An 18,207-nucleotide genomic window follows, 5' to 3' on the forward strand; every position below is an offset into this window, starting at 1 on the left:
AAGCTGGTTGCTTTTAATACTTAAGCTAAGTTAGATATTAATTTTTCAAATATAAATAATCTTTAAAATATTAAATAAATTTTTATTACTAATTTGATAGAATTGATATAAAGATAGAGCCCTAAAGCTCTATCTTTACTATTAAAATATATATAATGAAAATAACATCTGATATGTTGTTTTATATTAAGCTACTTTTACCAGCTTAATGCGCCACCCGTCTGATAATCAGTTACGCGTGTTTCAAAGAAGTTCTTTTCTTTACGCAAGTCCATCATCTCAGACATCCACTGGAATGGATTATTTACACCAGCAAACTGCTCAGGCAAGCCCAACTGGTTTAAACGACGATTACAAATAAATTTGAGATACTCTTCCATCATTGCTGCATTCATACCAAGTACTCCACGTGGCATGGTATCCCGTGCATACTCAATCTCAAGCATGGTGCCTTCTAAAATCATCTGAATGATTTCTTGCTGGAACTCCGCAGTCCATAGGTGCGGGTTTTCGATTTTGATCTGGTTGATCATATCGATCCCGAAATTCAAATGCATTGACTCATCACGCAAGATGTACTGGAACTGTTCAGCTACACCATTCATTTTATTACGGCGGCCCATTGATAAAATCTGGGTAAAGCCACAGTAAAAGAAAATACCTTCAAGAACACAATAAAAGGCAATCAGGTTACGTAGTAGAATCTGGTCATTTTCAGGGGTGCCCGTTTTAAAAGTCGGATCACTTAAAGACTGGGTATACTTCAGTCCCCACGCTGCCTTACGTGCTACTGACGGTACTTCACGGTACATATTGAAGACTTCGCCTTCATCCATGCCCAACGACTCGATACAATACTGGTAAGCATGGGTATGAATTGCTTCTTCAAATGCCTGTCGCAGAATATATTGACGGCATTCCGGGTTGGTAATATGACGGTAAATTGCCAGTACCAGGTTATTTGCGACCAGTGAATCGGCAGTCGAGAAGAAACCGAGTGAACGCATGACAATAGTACGCTCATCTTCAGTCAAGCCGTTTTCAGACTTCCAGAGCGCAATATCATGATTCATGTTAACTTCTTGCGGCATCCAGTGGTTGGCACAACCATCCAGATACTTTTGCCATGCCCACTCATATTTGAATGGAACAAGCTGGTTTAAATCAGCACGACAGTTGATCATGGCTTTATCATCAACCTGTACACGCTGCGCACCCATTTCCAGCTCTTCAAGCCCGGGCGCAACATCCAAATGATTTAAGGATTCAGATGCTCGAGCCAGCGTATCGGTTGAATCTGCTGGTCGCAGCTGACCGGTTCCAGCGAATTGTCCATAAGCCGCATTCTGCGGTGATGGCTTTGCATCAGATACCACTTGCGTATGAGCCGCTTTTTGCGGTTCGACGGGCGCAGGCTGCTGTGCTGGAGCAGCCGGTTTTTGCGAATCATCTTCGAAATCGTCCCAACTTAGGATAGACATGGGATTCTCCTTAAGTATAAAAAGGTGAACCCCATTTGAAATAGAGTCAAGATTATAAACCTGTCTCTATTTCAAAACCATTTAATATGAATATTAAAATGGCTGGGGGTTCCTATTCCTTTAAAATGTTTAACAAATTTTGGTCAATTGGAAAGACAACTAGATGGTCATTCAAATCAACACAATGCCTAAAATCGTTCATGATCTCATCAGTCGTTTTGGCTGTATCCAATAGCCATATCGACTTCTGTAATCTCTCATGTTTATACTTGCCAAGAGTTTGATAAATCTTGGAATAATTTGAGCGTGGTTTATTGTGTAGATCGTAACTTAAACACATGTAGTGCATAAAAATCTCCTAGTACTTGAGTGAAAAACAACTGAAAATTAACTTTCATTTTTAAAACTCCTAAAAACATAGTTTTAGACTAAATGTAAGAATTAACGGTTGACTCCAAACTCAAAGTGAACGAAGATTTCGTTACTTTCTTTATGGAAAGTATCTGAGTCAACCGTGTTTTCGGTTATCTGAGATTTATGGAGGGGATACTGCAATATCCCCAACATTTTTCTCAAATCTTTTCTAAATCTCCAATTACTTTTAGTTTTCGTAATCTTTAATTTAGATTTGATTTTGTATTTCTACATAATCAAAATAAGTAATTCATCTAAAGAAAATTACTTATTTTGGTTACGCTGTTGTGCCCGGATTTTAATAAAGGCATATACCATCGGTACGTAGAAAAAAATAAAGGAAAAAACCAGAACCGTGAGTCCTAACACATAGTTATGAGTCATATGAGGCATGATCATTTCCTTTACTTTTCAAATTTATTTTTGGCTCTCCATCCTTATCCTTAAACATATTATTATTTCCAGGATAAGGACAAAGGCCTTAGTTCATCAATTACTGACAAGCTTCACAGTCAGGATTATCAATTGAACATGCCATAGGCACCGGCGCAGCTTGAGCAAAACCGTCTTCTTCAGCTACAATTTCCGGTTTGGTTTCTACCACAGGAGCTGCAGCTACTGGGGCCGTCGCTGTGGCTTTAACAGCATTTAATGCACCGGTGTTGATAGTTGATTTCTCGGCTGAAGTAGCACCAAGCGCTCGCAGATAATAGGTTGTTTTCAGGCCACGCAACCATGCCATTTTATAGGTTAGATCAAGTTTCTTGCCATTGGCACCTGCAATATACAGGTTCAGAGACTGGGCCTGATCGATCCATTTCTGACGTCGTGAAGCAGCATCTACAATCCAGCGTGGCTCAACTTCAAATGCTGTGGCAAAAATAGCTTTTAACTCATCTGGAATACGGGCAATCTTCTGTACAGAACCTTCAAAGTGTTTCAGGTCATTTACCATTACCGAATCCCACAGGCCGCGTTCTTTCAGGGCACGTACCAGATACGGGTTAATCACTGTAAACTCACCAGACAGGTTTGATTTCACATACAGGTTCTGGAAGGTTGGCTCAATTGATTGCGAAACACCACAAATATTAGAAATGGTTGCAGTCGGTGCAATCGCCATTACATTCGAGTTGCGCATTCCGTCTTTCTGGACTTTGGCACGTAAAGTATTCCAGTCCAGACGTTGGGTACGGTCCACTTCAAACATACGGTCCGGGCGGGATTTTGCTACAATTTCCAGAGAGTCAATTGGTAAGATTCCTTGATCCCATAGTGAACCTTTGAAGGTTGAATAAGCACCACGCTCAACTGCAAGATCACTTGAAGTCTGAATGGCGTAGTAACTGATCACTTCCATAGATTCATCAGCAAATTCAACTGCTGCATCTGAACCGTAAGCCATGTCAAGTTCATACAGTGCATCCTGGAAGCCCATGATACCCATACCAACCGGACGGTGTTTCAGGTTAGAGTTTTTGGCTTGTGGTACAGCATAGTAGTTAATATCGATAACGTTATCGAGCATACGTACAGCTGTTTTTACGGTACGTGCCAGTTTCTCGCGGTCAAGCTTGCCGCCTTGTACATGCTGTACCAGGTTAATAGAACCGAGGTTACATACTGCAATTTCATCCTGATTGGTATTCAGGGTGATTTCAGTACACAGGTTGGAAGAGTGAACCACACCCACATGCTGCTGAGGTGAGCGCAGGTTACATACATCTTTGAAAGTAATCCAAGGATGACCTGTTTCAAACAGCATAGACAGCATTTTACGCCACAAGTCTTTTGCACGGATTTTCTTGTGCAACATGTTCTGTTCTTTGGCAACAGACTCATAATAAGCATAACGCTCCGCAAATGCTGAACCTGTCAGGTCATGCAGATCAGGCGTTTCAGAAGGGGTAAACAGAGTCCATTCACCATCTTCGAAGACACGCTGCATAAACAGGTCAGGTACCCAGTTGGCCGTGTTCATGTCATGGGTACGACGACGGTCATCACCTGTATTTTTACGTAGTTCCAGAAACTCTTCAATATCAAGATGCCAGGTTTCAAGATAGGCACATACTGCACCTTTACGCTTGCCACCTTGGTTAACTGCAACCGCAGTGTCATTTGCAACTTTAAGGAATGGAACTACACCTTGAGATTTGCCATTAGTCCCTTTGATATATGAGTTCAGCGCACGAACCGGGGTCCAGTCATTGCCCAGGCCACCAGCCCATTTTGACAGCATGGCATTATCACGCATTGCGCCATAGATATTATAAAGATCATCTGAAATGGTGGTCAGGTAGCAGCTGGAAAGCTGTGGACGCAGGGTACCTGAGTTAAATAGTGTCGGCGTAGACGCCATATAGTCAAAACTGGACAGCAGGTTATAAAATTCGATTGCACGGGCTTCTCGATCATCTTCCTGAACAGCAAGTCCCATAGAAACGCGCATAAAGAATAGTTGCGGCAGTTCGAAACGTATCCCATTAGAATGGATGAAATAACGGTCAAATAAGGTTTGCAGGCCTAAATAGGTAAACTGGTTTGAACGTTCTGGCTGAATTGCTGCTGCCAGCTTTTTCAGGTCAAATTTCAGCAACTCGGCATCAAGCAGTTCAAGCTCGACCCCTTTTTTCAAGAAAGCTTCAAGCGCTTCACTTTCCGGTGTATCTTCAGACAGTCCCAAAAATGCCAGACCGGTTGCCACCAGTTCATCACGTAACAGACGGGCCGTAACATAAGTATAGTTAGGTTCCTGTTCGATACGGGTACGTGTTGCCATCATCATGGTGGTGGCAATATCAGATGCTTTAACGCCGTTGTAGAGGTTTTTTACAGTTTCATCAATAATTGCTTGTACATCAATACCTTCCAGACCTTCACTAGCTTTTTCCAGTGTGGTTTGAAGTTTGCTCATGTCCAGTGGCTGAAGCTGTCCTTTACTGTCAGTAATCTGCAGTGTTGGATGGTGATGAGCGCCAGTTTGCTGGCGAGCTTGGTTACGCTGTTCACGATAAATAACATAAGCACGGGCAACTTTCTGCTCGCCAGTGCGCATAAGTGCCAGTTCAACCTGATCCTGAATTTCTTCAATATGAATCGTCCCGCCAGAAGGTAAACGACGCTTGAAGGTATTCATGACCATTTCAGTTAATTGGGTAATCCGGTCATGGACGCGACTAGAGTCAGCACTTTGCTGGCCTTCTACCGCCAAAAATGCTTTACCAATCGCAACAGAGATTTTTTCTGCATCGAAAGCGGCAACTTCACCGGTGCGTTTAATCACCTGAAGTTGACCTGGGGTTGAAGTGATTGCGCTCATCTCAGTCGCTCTCCATTGTCATCTATTGTTATGTTTAATAAGCCTGATTCATCTGTTTGCAAAACAGGACAGCTGATCAGGATAAACACAAGACTTAGTGGTTTATATTTGAATTGGACACAAGATACGGGAATTTTTAGGGTATATCAATATTGACATTTTAGTAAAAATTTTTCTTGAAAAAGGCCTTTGCTTCGCAGCAAATTTTCCCATTTTCTGTCATTCAGCTATAAGCCTTATTGGCTAAGGCATAGCATAACAAAGCTGGTTCAGCATGCTTATAGATAACTATGTGGATAACTAAAAAAGCGACGAATCAATTACTCAGTTTCTGAACAATGCAATCTTTTGTATATAAAAATACATTTTATCGGTTAAAAAAAAGCTAAAATCCGGGACAAATACTAGAATCTATATAAAAGCCTAGTGATATCAAGCATTAAAAGAATATTACAAAACAATGCTGACATGTATCAGTTTGGTGAACAGCTACTTGTTTACAATGTAAACGTGTGTATATTGCGAATTATTAATGACGTATCACTGAGTTTCGATTCATTAAAGATACCAACAAACATATACATAGAGGCATATTTCATGAGCCAAGAAGAAAAGTTACCAAAAATTTTAATTGTTGAAGATGATGAGCGTCTTGCTCGTCTGACCCAGGAATACTTAATCCGTAACGGGTTGGAAGTGGGGGTGGAAACGGATGGTAACCGTGCAATCCGCCGTATCATCAGTGAACAGCCAGATATGGTCGTACTTGATGTAATGTTACCAGGAGCAGACGGATTAACCGTTTGTCGTGAAGTGCGTCCACATTACCATCAACCGATTCTGATGCTTACCGCACGTACTGAAGACATGGATCAGGTACTGGGTCTGGAAATGGGCGCTGATGATTACGTGCCGAAACCAGTTCAGCCACGAGTACTATTGGCGCGTATCCGTGCACTGCTGCGTCGTACAGATAAAACTGTTGAAGATGAAGTGGCACAGCGTATTGAGTTTGATGATCTGGTTATTGACAATGGCGGTCGCTCGGTTACTCTCAATGGTGAGCTGGTTGATTTCACCAGTGCTGAGTATGATTTGCTGTGGTTACTGGCTTCGAACGCGGGCCGTATCTTGTCACGTGAAGATATCTTTGAGCGTCTGCGCGGTATTGAATATGATGGTCAGGACCGTTCAATCGATGTACGTATCTCACGTATTCGTCCAAAAATCGGTGATGATCCAGAAAATCCAAAACGTATTAAAACTGTACGAAGCAAGGGATATCTGTTTGTCAAAGAAACCAATGGTCTATAAGATATAGCGGTTTTTTTGCTTCTAAACAAATTCATCTCCTTACAAGGTTGGTCGAGTGTTCAAACACAGTATATTCCTGCGTATATACGCAGGACTTGTAGTTCTGGTTGCTTTAGTTGCTGTATTTGGTTACCTGCTGGTCCAAATTATTAACTATCAACGGGCGCAGGAATATCGGGAATCACTCACAGATGGTATTTCTTATGTGATCAGTGAGGGGGTTTCCCGGCAGCCAAGTGAACAGCAAAAGCTGGACTGGATTGCGGATGCCTCTGATCTTCTGGAACTTTCAATCTATTATGTTGATGCCAGTAAAGTAGAGCTGTCACGTGCGGAACGCAAACGAATCAATAATTTGCAGGCAGTAGTACGTTATGATGCCAAGAATACAACTGCGTATATTATTCTTGGGCTAAAAGATGATCCTAAGCATTATCTCTATGTCAAAGTAGACAAGATTGGCGAGCGTCAAATGAAGGCCTTGCCAATTTTTATTTTAGATTATCTGATTTACTATCCGGGTCAGGAGCGCGAGTATCTGGCCAAGATTCAAAAATACTTTACTTATCCAATTTCTATTCAAAACCTGCATGAGCTCCAGCTCGATTCTGAACAGATCGGGCAGCTGCGTCAGGATCAGAGCATTATGCTCTATAAAGACAGCGCGACCATGCGTGGTACCAACATCACGATTATTTCACCAATGCCAAGCAATCCGTCTGAAGTGCTGGTGATTGGTCCTGTGCCGGTCTTTAACTGGATGCCGTTCCAGCTGGCTGGTGGCATTACCTTGCTGAGCCTGTTTTTATTGAGCTTGGGAGTTTACGGTTTAATTGTACCGCTAGAGCGCAAGATCCGTCAGGTACGTTATGCTTTAAACCGTATGAAATCTGGTGATCTGTCATTACGTGTACCTATTGAAGGTAATGATGAAATGGCTAATCTGGCAGCCAGTTACAACAATATGTCAGATCATATCCAGCGTCTTATTGAAGCACAACGTGAGTTGATGCGCGCCGTTTCACATGAGCTAAGAACACCAGTGGCTCGGATTCGCTTCGGTATGGAAATGCTGGCAGAAGAAGATGATTATGAATATCGTCTGCAACAGATTGAAATGATCGATAAGGATATTGAAGCACTGAATACCCTGATTGATGAAATTATGACTTATGCCAAACTGGAGCAGGGGACACCTTCGCTTGAGTTTGAAGAACTTCCGCTGGTAGAAGTGCTGAGTCAGGTAGCAACCGAAACAGAAGCTTTAAAGACCCAAAAGGAAATTGAATTGTTAGCACCAGCCCCTGATCTCCGGGTAGATGCTGAACGCCGCTACCTTCATCGTGTAGTACAAAATCTGGTGGGTAATGCAGTACGTTATTGTGACCATAAGGTGCGAATTTCGGGTGGTATCGATAAAGATGGGAAAGCTTATGTCAGTGTTGAAGATGATGGAGCAGGTATTCCTGAAATAGACCGTGCCCGTATTTTTGAAGCCTTTGCTCGTCTAGATGACAGCAGAACCCGTGCTTCAGGTGGTTATGGACTGGGCCTTTCTATTGTCAGTCGTATTGCATACTGGTTTGGTGGAACCATACAGGTTGATCAGAGCCCGGACTTGGGAGGGGCGCGTTTCATTATGACTTGGCCTGCTCAGCGTTTTAAACATGAAGCCAGAAAAAATCGTATCGATAAAAAAAGCACCTGACAGGTGCTTTTTTATATTAGCCTTATTGCTGGATGGTGGGGTCAGGTGCAATCAGTGGATTGCCTTGGCGTAAACCTTCTAAAGCTGCCTGATTAAAATCAACCAGAAGTTTATGATTTTCGACATCGATACGATGGTTAAGAATTACTTTACAGTCCCCATTGATAGTTTCAACTGTATATTCGTCCGCAATATTTAAAATGCCAGCCAGATTAACGGTAGTAGAAGCATAATCTTCAGTGAAAAGCTTATAAATATCGTTTAAGTCAAAAATGGCATTATTAACTTCTGGATATTTACGTACATACCCCTGTATATATTTAATCAGTAAATCTGCATATAAAAAATAATTAGGTTTATGGGTAAATTTTAAACTCATGTTATTGCTCCTTATTCTTTGATTTTAAGCATAACCTGTAGTGAAAATTAGCAGTGTATTAAGTTCATTAAAGCATGTAACTGAATTATCAAAAAATTATTGAGTGATCACAACACGGTCCCGTCCTGAGCGTTTAGCTTCGTAGAGAGCTAAATCAGCTTTATGCAGTAGTACTTCTATATTGTGTGGGACTGCCGGATTAAATAAAGTCAGGCCAATACTGATCTGGATAGAAAATTGAGTCTCTGCATCTAGCTGGATGATATGTGTTTTTAAAGTTTCTCTTATTCTTTCAGCAATTTCAAATGCCTCAGCAGGACCAACATCAAGCAGCACTATAGCAAACTCTTCACCACCTAACCGGCCAAAAAGATCATAGCCGCGCAAGCTGCGCCGAATAACTGCAGCACAGGCCCTTAATGCCTCATCTCCAGCCTGATGCCCATATTTGTCATTGATCAGTTTAAAATGATCAATATCAAGCATAAGTACCGCAAGTGACTGACTTTCCTGAGTGCGCTGTCTAAGAAGTAAATGGGCAGAGCGCATAAATTGGCGCCGGGTTAAGCTGGCAGTCAGCTCATCATGTGCTACATGATGTTGAAGTTCCCGGATCAGTTGGGAACGGATGCGGTTAATACTTGAAACAGTTAAGGGGGCAATTGCCATGGTAATAATACCAAAGCGGAGTGAAATCATTTCCTGATAGTACTGTTCAGGATAAAGTGTCAGGTATTTATCTGACATGAAAAAAGCAATATAGAAGCAGCTAATTGATGTAATCAGTGCCACAGTAAAATGCCGGTAATTCAGGGCACACCAGATTAATGCTGCAATCGGATAAAGAATGGCGCCTGGGCCTGAATCGTAGTAACTGAGTGATAACGAAAATAACAGTACAAAAATGGGTAAGATATGCAGAAAGCTATATGGTCCATCTGCTGGGCGAAAGATCTGATGAATTCCTTTTTGATAAGGCAAGTTTAAAATAAGAGGCAAAATTAAAATCGCATTCTGTAACTCGGCACTAAACCAGTAACCAAAAATAGTCCAGAATGAGCCGTGAATAAGTTTGGTATCTAATTGAGGAAATAGACTGGCAATAAAGAGTGAGCTAACCAAACTGCCTATGCAGCAGAATAAAAGCAGAAACAAATAAAAATAGCCTTGGTGCAGTAGACGAAAATAAGGGCGAAATTTTATATAAAAGGCAAAAGCAATAATTACATAGAGCAAATTGGCAGTAGTAAAACCAAGGGCAATACTCCATGAGTGAAATGACAGAAGATCTGAAACTACATAACCAGTAAAAGCACCTGCTAAAGTATAGGCATTTCGGGTAGCTGGAAAGCGTGCCAAGCAACCCAAGAGAATGGAGTTAGCTGGCCAGAAAGCTGCCAGATGATTAAAAGGACGGGTTGCAATACCCCACATGCAGCAAGCGAAAATCATTATTGCGAAGATGAAGAAGTATTGCCATGCCTGAACCTTTAGTATTCTTCCTTGAAAATAGGGCATGAGCTAAGCCTTGCAAGATATATAATTACAATCTCATAAAAAGTTAATAAAGCATTGTTGTTTAAATGTTGATCATAGTTGAGTAATATTTATAAATACAGTCATGTTTTAAAGCAAGATCAAGAAAAATGTAAACTGAAAGAATAGGGATATTAGAAAAGAATATTAATATGAAAAAACAATAGAGCTTGAGAATATTATTTTTTTAACCGATTTTATGGCTGTAAAAGTACAAGACTTGTCTATATAGGTTTAAAAACGAATAAAAAATCATCCAAAAGACTAAGTGCCTTTAACTAGCAAGTCAAATCATAAATCAGGTACAATTGGCGGGATTAATTTTATGTTTGGTATATTTAAACGGCCAATACATACATTCTTTGTTAATATAGGCCTGCCAGGAGTTATCCCCGCATGAGTGCCATTACTCCATACGATTGGGCAATTATTGCTTTCGTGATCGGCGTTACATTTCTTTGTGTTTTTATGCTGACAGTTCCCTTACTCCTTGGGGGTAAATCATGGGGGCGTGCCAAGCAGGAACAGTTTGAATCAGGTGTAGTGAGTGCCGGTGGTGCACGTATTCGCTTGTCTGCAAAGTTCTATCTTGTTGCTATTTTCTTCGTGGTATTTGACCTTGAAGCTCTCTATCTTTATGCATGGGCATCTTCTGTGCGCGAAGTGGGCTGGATCGGTTTTGCAACAGCCGCTGTATTTATTTTAGTTTTACTCGTTGGTTTGATTTACGAAATGTCGACAGGTGCACTGAACTGGGCACCTTCAGACAAGCGTAAAGCAGCAGGGATTAAACCTAAAGTAGGCTCACCTAATATGGATCTTGCAGAAATTACCCGCTTCAACTCTATCGACGAGCTGGTGATGGACCCAACGGGTCAGATTCCAGCTCAATCCTCAGGTCGTATGAAACAAAAAACATCGACTGTTTTGACATCTGAACAGGAGTAACTCGGGATGAAATATACCTTAACCCGTGCGAATCCAGATGCTGAGCAATATCCGCTTCAAGAGCGTCAAATCGTAACTGATCCGCTTGAGAGTGAAGTGAATAAAAATGTGTTCATGACCCGTTTAGAGGACGTGCTGCACACAGCTGTAAACTGGGGCCGTAAAAATTCTATCTGGCCTTTTAACTTTGGTACATCTTGCTGTTATGTAGAGTATGCAACGACCTTAACAGGCGTTCATGATATGTCACGCTTTGGTGCCGAGGTTATCCGTGCTTCACCGCGTCAGGCTGACCTGATGATCGTTGCCGGAACCTGTTTTACCAAAATGGCACCGGTGATTCAGCGTCTGTATGAACAGATGCTTGAGCCAAAATGGGTTATTTCCATGGGTGCCTGCGCCAACTCGGGCGGTATGTATGACATTTACTCTGTAGTCCAGGGTGTAGATAAAATTATTCCTGTAGATGTATATGTACCAGGTTGTCCGCCGCGTCCTGAAGCTCTGCTCCAGGCATTGATGCTGTTACAAGACCAGATTCAATTAGAGCGCCGTCCGCTTTCTACAATAATCGGTGATGATCTTCAGCCAGTATATAAGCCAAAGATGATGCCGGAACGGGACCGTAAACAGGCTCAGCGTATTGCTGTGACTAATTTGCGCTCTATGGATGAAATTGAATAATTTTAGCGACTGAATTTTTAAATGCACCCGTATGGGTGTAATTGTCGTTAGGGTTGACCAAATTTGTATTGAATAGGAAGCCAAGCCAATGGCTGAAACTGACATTGCTATGCCAGAATCAACGCCAGTTGATTCACGCCCAGCATTTGCAATTGTAGAAGAACTCAAAACCAAGTTTGGTGAGAACTTCTACGTGCAACCGACTTGTGAAAATTTTCCGACGGTCTGGGTCGAACGCGCACGTGTACAAGAAGTGCTGATGTTCTTGCGTACGGTAAGTAAGCCGTATGTGATGCTATTTGACTTGTCTGCGATGGATGAGCGTTTACGCCAGCATCGTGATGGTTTGCCTGCATCAGACTTTACTGTGTTCTATCATTTGTTATCGCTTGAGCGCAATACCGATATCCGGATTAAAGTGGCGCTGAATGAGCATGACTTGAACCTAGGTACCATTACCAATATCTGGCCAAATGCCAACTGGTATGAACGCGAAGCTTATGACATGTTCGGGATTAACTTCGAAGGTCATCCGATGCTTCGTCGTATTCTCTTGCCAACTTACTGGGAAGGTCATCCGCTTCGTAAAGAGTACTCTGCGCGTGCAACTGAATATACGCCATATATGCAGGACAAGGCCAAGCAGGACTATGAACAGGAGCATCTGCGTTTTGTACCAGAAGACTGGGGTCTAAAACGCGGCAATGCCGATGAAGACTTTATGTTCCTGAATCTGGGTCCTAACCACCCGTCTGCGCATGGTGCATTCCGTGTCATCTTGCAGCTAGATGGTGAAGAGATTAAGGACTGTGTACCGGACATTGGTTATCACCATCGTGGTGCCGAAAAGATGGGTGAACGCCAGACTTGGCATTCATACATTCCTTATACTGACCGCGTAGATTATCTGGGTGGCTGTTCTCAGAACATGCCTTATCTGATGTCGATTGAACAGTTGGCTGGTATTACTGTGCCGGATCGTGCACAGTGTATTCGTGTCATGATGTCAGAGCTGTTTCGCATCAATAACCATCTGTTATATATCGGTACTGCGATTCAGGATGCCGGCGGTATGACTCCGGTGTTCTATATGTTCGCCGATCGCCAGAAAATTTATGATGCAATTGAAGCAATTACCGGTTTTCGTATGCATCCGGCCTGGTTCCGTATTGGTGGTACTGCACATGATCTGCCAAATAACTGGCAGAAACTCATCCGTGAAATCCTTGAGTGGATGCCGAAACGGATGAATGAATACTATACGGCTGCACTTCGCAACTCGGTGTTTATGGGCCGTACCAAAAATGTGGCACAGTATGATGCTAAAGCAGCATTGGCTTGGGGCGTAACGGGTACAGGTTTGCGTGCGACAGGTATTGATTTTGATGTGCGTAAATACCGTCCATATAGCGGTTATGAAAACTACGACTTTGAAGTACCAGTAGAGTATGAAGGTGATGCTTACGCGCGTGTCATGGTTCACTTCCATGAAATTAACGAAGCACTGAAAATTATCAAGCAATGCTTGGATAATATGCCTTCTGGTGCTTATAAGGCAGACCATCCACTGGCTGTACCACCACCAAAAGATAAAACTTTAAAAGATATTGAAACCCTGATTACCCACTTCTTGAGTGTGTCTTGGGGACCTGTAATGCCAGCAGGTGAATCCGCAGTGATGGCAGAGGTGGTTAAAGGCGCGTCAACTTATTATTTGACTTCAGACAAGTCAACGATGAGCTATCGTACCCGTATCCGTACACCGACCTTCACGCACTTGCAGCAAATTCCTTCTGTGATTAATGGCAGCCTTGTGTCTGACTTGATCATTTATTTAGCGACTATTGATGTCGTAATGGCAGACGTGGATCGCTAAGGGGTAACGCATTATGATGATTTTGACTGACAAAAAACCACGTGTGAATGTCGAAGGGATTTTAACTTCTGAAGAAATCCATGAAATTCAGCATCACATTGGTCATTATCCCTATGCACGTGCGGCGTCACTGGACGCACTAAAATGTGTGCAGCGCCGTAACGGCTGGGTAGATGATGCCCAGCTTAATGCGATTGCCCAGCTGCTTTCAATCAGTACTGCTGATCTGGAAGGCGTTGCAACGTTTTACAACCGTATTTATCGCCAGCCTGTAGGGCGTCATGTGATCCTGTTGTGTGATTCGATTGCATGCTTTCTGATGGGTGCAGAAACTTTGGCAGAAGCATTTCAGCGTGAACTTGGCATCCAGTTTGGTCAAACGACTGCTGATGGCCGTTTTACCTTGCTACCAATCTGCTGCCTGGGTAACTGTGACAAAGGCCCAACGTTAATGATTGATGGAGATACTCACGGTCTGGTTGAAGTGACCTCTATCCAACAGTTATTGGAGAAGTATGTATGAATACCGAACCAAAACCAATTTACGGCGACGGTAACCCGGAAACTCATCCATTAACTTTGCGTCTAAGTAAACAAGAGCATGTACGTAGTGCTGATGACTATGAAACGCTTGAAGGTTATGAAGGCTTTAAAAAAGCGCTAGGTATGCCGCCAAAAGATGTACTGGAAATTGTCAAAGCTGCAACCGTTAAAGGGCGTGGTGGTGCAGGCTTCCCGGCGGGTATCAAATGGTCGCTGATGGCGCCAAATGATAATTCAGGACCACGTTACCTTATCTGTAACGCCGATGAGATGGAGCCAGGTACGTTCAAAGACCGTTTGCTGATGGAGCGTTTACCGCATCAGCTGATCGAAGGTATGCTGATTGCAGGTTATACCCTGGAAGCGACTCACGGTTATATCTTCATCCGTGGCGAGTATATCGAAGCTGCACAGTATTTAAATGAAGCTTTGGAACAGATCCGTGCCAAAGGTTATTTGGGTGAAAATATCCTGGATACTGGCTGGAACTTTGAAATGTACGTGCACACTGGTGCAGGACGTTATATCTGTGGCGAAGAAACTGCACTGATCAACTCGCTGGAAGGCCGCCGTGCCAATCCGCGTACCAAACCGCCATTTCCACAGGTCGCAGGTGCTTGGGGACGTCCTACAATTGTCAACAACGTAGAGACTTACAACAACCTGCCAGCGATTATGCTACGTGGTCCAGAATGGTATATCGGTCTGTCTGCAGGCAAGTCTAAAGATCCTGGTACCAAAATTTATGGTGCATCAGGCAAGGTGAGATTTCCGGGGCTATGGGAGCTGCCATTTGGTACTACGGCACGTGAAGTCATTGAAGAGCATGCCGGTGGTATGCGTGATGGACTGAAACTGAAAGCCTGGCTGCCAGGTGGTGCATCAACAGACTTTCTGACCGCCGATCATATTGATCTGCCAATGGACTCTGACAGTATCATGAAAGCTGGCTCTCGTCTGGGAACCTGCTTGCTAATGGTTTTTGATGAGAACCAGTGCATGGTTTCAGCGACCCGTAATTTAGAAGAATTCTTTGCGCGTGAATCTTGTGGCTGGTGTACACCGTGCCGTGATGGTTTGCCATGGAGTGTGAAAGCACTGCGTTCAATTGAAAATGGTGAAGGCAAGATGGAGGATATCCAGCATCTTCAGGAACTCACCAAGAAATTGTGGATTGGCAAAACATTCTGTGCCCACGCACCAGGTGCGATGGAACCGCTACAGAGCGCATTAAAATATTGGCGTCATGAGTTCGAAGCGAAGATCAAAGATCATGCTCCAGCTCGTGAAGCAGAACAAGCTTAAGGAATTCGACTATGGCTACAATTCATGTCGATGGAAAATCATACGAAGTTGACGGCTCAGAAAACCTGCTACAGGCCTGTCTATCACTGGGTATCGATATTCCGTATTTTTGTTGGCATCCATCCTTAGGCTCTGTAGGTTCCTGCCGTCAATGTGCAGTAACCCAGTATGCAAATCCTGAGGATACGCGCGGTCGTCTGGTTATGTCATGTATGACCCCCGCGGCTGACAATACCTATATTTCGATTGAAGATAAGGAAGCGGTAGATTTTCGTGAGTCTGTCATTGAATTCTTGATGACAAACCACCCGCATGACTGTCCGGTATGCGAAGAGGGCGGCCACTGTCACTTGCAGGATATGACTGTGATGACCGGTCATGACCGCCGTCGTTACCGCTTTACCAAGCGGACGCATTACAATCAGGAACTGGGTTCATTTATTGCGCATGAAATGAACCGCTGTATCGCATGTTACCGCTGTGTACGTTATTACAATGACTATGCCGGCGGTACTGACCTGGGCGTATATGCCAACGCGTCACGTGTGTATTTCGGTCGTCCAGAATCAGGTGCCTTGGAATCTGAATTCTCTGGAAATCTGACAGAAATCTGTCCAACTGGCGTGTTCACTGATAAAACCCACTCAGAGCGTTATAACCGTAAATGGGACATGCAGTATGCGCCGAGCGTATGCCAAGGCTGTTCTTCAGGATGTAATATCTCTCCGGGCGAGCGTTATGGTGAGCTGCGCCGTGTTGAAAACCGGTTTAACGGAGAAGTAAACCAGTACTTCCTGTGTGACAAGGGTCGTTTTGGTACCGGCTATGTCAACCGTGCCGACCGTCCACGTCAACCGCAGTTCCGTTCAGGTACCACAGTGACTAACGCAACTGTAGATGAAGCGCTGGATCAAACAATTGCCAAGTTAAAAGGTAAAAAAGTTCTGGGAATTGGTTCGCCACGTGCCAGCCTTGAGTCTAACTTTGCACTACGCGAACTGGTTGGGCAGGAAAACTACTCAACAGGTATGAACCAGAAAGAGCAGTCACTGGTCGAGCTAGCCGCAGCTATCATGCAGACTGAGGGAATTTATAACCCGAGCATGCGTGAAATTGAAAGCTATGATGCCGTTCTGATTTTAGGTGAAGATCTGACCCAGACCGCACCACGTATGGCCTTGTCTGTACGTCAGGCTGCAAAAAATAAAGCCAAAGAAATGGCTGCAGAGCGCCGTACTCAAGAATGGCTGGCTGAACCGGTCAAGCGTATTGCTCAAGATGCAAAATCTCCGATTTATATCTTGGCTGCAACCCAGACCCGACTGGCAGATGTCGCTACAGGTGAAGTGGTTGCTTCTCCAAACGATATCGCGCGTTTAGGCTTTGCGGTCGCACAAGCAGTAGCGGGTGAAACCATTACTGGTCTGGATGACAGTGCATCTGCATTTGCACAGACTATTGCTGATACCCTGAAAGCTGCGAAAAAACCTTTGATCATTTCAGGCACCAGCTTGCAAGATGCTGCCATCATGGAAGCTGCTGCACAGGTCGCACAAAATCTGGGTGCTCATGCCGGTTTAAGTCTGACTGTTCCTGAAGTGAACTCAATGGGGCTGGCTCTGCTTGGTGGCTTAAGTCTCGAACAGGCGTTTGCACAGGATTATGATGCAGTAATTGTGGTTGAAAACGATTTGTATCGTCGTCTGCCAGCTACCCGTATTGATGCCGCACTGGCTAAAGCGGCTGAGGTTATTGTATTGGATCATTCTGATACAGCGACTGTTGCTCAAGCATCGATTATATTGTCTGCTGCAAGCTTTGCTGAAGGAGATGGTACGGTAGTTAGTCAGGAAGGTCGCGCACAGCGTTACTATCAGGTTTATGATCCGTCATACTATAACCCTGCTTATGCGATCAAGGAGTCTTGGCGCTGGCTGCATGCTTTACAGACCGGTCTTGAAGACAAGAACATTAGCTGGACTGTACTGGATGATGTCATTGAAAGTGTCGCCAAAAATGTACCTGTACTTGAAGCGATCCAAGATGTTGCTCCAGACGCAGGCTATCGTATCCATGGTCTGAAAATTGCGCGTGAACCACGTCGCTATTCTGGTCGTACTGCAATGCGTGCGCCGCTTTCTGTACATGAGCCAAAACAGCCAACAGATATTGACTCTGCATTAACCTTTTCTATGGAAGGTTATGTGGGTCCGCAAAAAGCATCATCTCTGGTACCATTTGCCTGGGCTGCGGGTTGGAACTCGCCACAAGCCTGGAATAAATATCAAGATGAAGTCGGTGGCCATTTAAAAGGTGGAGACTCCGGCGTGCGTCTGTTTGACCGTCTGGCTAAACGCCCGGCACGTAGCTATGTTGCACCTGCTGCAGTTCTGGCAAATGCAGAAAGCTTCCGCCTGGTTCCAATGCATCACATCTTTGCTTCTGGTGAGTTCACTGTTAAAACACCAGCGATGGAAACCCGTATTCCTGAAGCGATGTTTGCTGTAGGTGAACAGGATGCCAGCCGCCTCAATGTACAAGATGGTCAGCGTATTACTGTTAAAACAGGGGATACCTCCATCAGCCTTCCTGTACAAGTGATTGAATATTTACCGACAGGTTATATCGGTTATCCGGTAGGACTGGCGCCTACGGTATCCTTGGCTGAGCCTGTATCAGTTGCGGTAGGAGTGTAAT

14 protein-coding genes are annotated in these 18,207 nt (G+C 43.8%); 8 read left to right on the forward strand and 6 right to left on the reverse strand.

Annotated elements, in window-relative coordinates; all coding sequences use genetic code 11:
• Window positions 1-197 precede the first annotated feature (197 nt).
• From J502_RS02170 to J502_RS02180, 4 genes are all read right to left on the reverse strand, one after another.
• Window positions 198-1,481 (reverse strand): ribonucleotide-diphosphate reductase subunit beta, encoded by a 1,284-nt coding sequence (locus tag J502_RS02170; RefSeq protein ID WP_034682957.1) that lies wholly within the window; start codon window positions 1,479-1,481, stop codon window positions 198-200.
• A gap of 112 nt (window positions 1,482-1,593) precedes the next feature.
• Window positions 1,594-1,830, reverse strand: coding sequence for a CRISPR-associated protein Cas2 (locus tag J502_RS02175; protein ID WP_034682959.1), 237 nt, complete (start codon window positions 1,828-1,830; stop codon window positions 1,594-1,596).
• A gap of 329 nt (window positions 1,831-2,159) precedes the next feature.
• Window positions 2,160-2,288 (reverse strand): preprotein translocase subunit YajC, encoded by a 129-nt coding sequence (locus J502_RS16475; RefSeq protein ID WP_075040964.1) that lies wholly within the window; start codon window positions 2,286-2,288, stop codon window positions 2,160-2,162.
• A 100-nt stretch (window positions 2,289-2,388) separates the two neighbouring features.
• Window positions 2,389-5,217: a ribonucleoside-diphosphate reductase subunit alpha gene (locus J502_RS02180; protein WP_034682960.1), complete on the reverse strand. Its 2,829-nt coding sequence runs from the start codon at window positions 5,215-5,217 to the stop codon at window positions 2,389-2,391.
• A 597-nt stretch (window positions 5,218-5,814) separates the two neighbouring features.
• On the opposite strand from J502_RS02180, the gene bfmR reads away from it, so the two are divergent.
• Window positions 5,815-6,531, forward strand: coding sequence for a response regulator transcription factor BfmR (gene bfmR / locus J502_RS02185; protein WP_005018641.1), 717 nt, complete (start codon window positions 5,815-5,817; stop codon window positions 6,529-6,531).
• 55 nt (window positions 6,532-6,586) lie between these two features.
• A complete protein-coding gene (gene bfmS / locus J502_RS02190; protein WP_005018642.1) occupies window positions 6,587-8,239 on the forward strand; it encodes a sensor histidine kinase BfmS in 1,653 nt (550 codons plus the stop codon).
• A 22-nt stretch (window positions 8,240-8,261) separates the two neighbouring features.
• Here the strand turns inward: bfmS and J502_RS02195 are convergent, their stop codons facing one another.
• Both J502_RS02195 and J502_RS02200 read right to left on the reverse strand, forming a co-directional pair.
• Window positions 8,262-8,618, reverse strand: coding sequence for a hypothetical protein (locus tag J502_RS02195; RefSeq protein WP_005018643.1), 357 nt, complete (start codon window positions 8,616-8,618; stop codon window positions 8,262-8,264).
• A gap of 96 nt (window positions 8,619-8,714) precedes the next feature.
• Window positions 8,715-10,136, reverse strand: coding sequence for a GGDEF domain-containing protein (locus tag J502_RS02200; RefSeq protein WP_034682961.1), 1,422 nt, complete (start codon window positions 10,134-10,136; stop codon window positions 8,715-8,717).
• A 414-nt stretch (window positions 10,137-10,550) separates the two neighbouring features.
• Here J502_RS02200 and J502_RS02205 point away from each other — a divergent pair, with 414 nt between their 5' ends.
• From J502_RS02205 to nuoG, 6 genes are all read left to right on the forward strand, one after another.
• Window positions 10,551-11,102, forward strand: a complete 552-nt coding sequence (locus J502_RS02205) for an NADH-quinone oxidoreductase subunit A (protein ID WP_005018657.1) — start codon at window positions 10,551-10,553, stop codon at window positions 11,100-11,102.
• Window positions 11,103-11,108: 6 nt separating this feature from the next.
• Window positions 11,109-11,786, forward strand: a complete 678-nt coding sequence (locus J502_RS02210; protein WP_005018660.1) for a NuoB/complex I 20 kDa subunit family protein — start codon at window positions 11,109-11,111, stop codon at window positions 11,784-11,786.
• Window positions 11,787-11,874: 88 nt separating this feature from the next.
• A complete protein-coding gene (gene nuoC, locus J502_RS02215) occupies window positions 11,875-13,662 on the forward strand; it encodes an NADH-quinone oxidoreductase subunit C/D (RefSeq protein WP_005018663.1) in 1,788 nt (595 codons plus the stop codon).
• 13 nt (window positions 13,663-13,675) lie between these two features.
• The gene (nuoE, locus tag J502_RS02220) at window positions 13,676-14,185 is read left to right on the forward strand and encodes an NADH-quinone oxidoreductase subunit NuoE (protein ID WP_005018664.1); all 510 of its coding nucleotides are present in this window, start codon (window positions 13,676-13,678) and stop codon (window positions 14,183-14,185) included.
• Window positions 14,182-15,510 carry an NADH-quinone oxidoreductase subunit NuoF gene (gene nuoF, locus J502_RS02225; protein ID WP_034682963.1) on the forward strand — a complete coding sequence of 443 codons (1,329 nt, stop codon included), beginning with the start codon at window positions 14,182-14,184 and terminating at the stop codon, window positions 15,508-15,510. The genes nuoE and nuoF overlap by 4 nt, the downstream gene beginning before the upstream one ends.
• Before the next feature lie 11 nt (window positions 15,511-15,521).
• Window positions 15,522-18,206, forward strand: a complete 2,685-nt coding sequence (gene nuoG / locus J502_RS02230; RefSeq protein WP_034682964.1) for an NADH-quinone oxidoreductase subunit NuoG — start codon at window positions 15,522-15,524, stop codon at window positions 18,204-18,206.
• Window position 18,207 lies beyond the last annotated feature (1 nt).

The sequence above is a fragment of the Acinetobacter sp. 1294596 genome, from assembly GCF_000582925.1.
In the GTDB taxonomy this organism is placed as follows: domain Bacteria; phylum Pseudomonadota; class Gammaproteobacteria; order Pseudomonadales; family Moraxellaceae; genus Acinetobacter; species Acinetobacter radioresistens.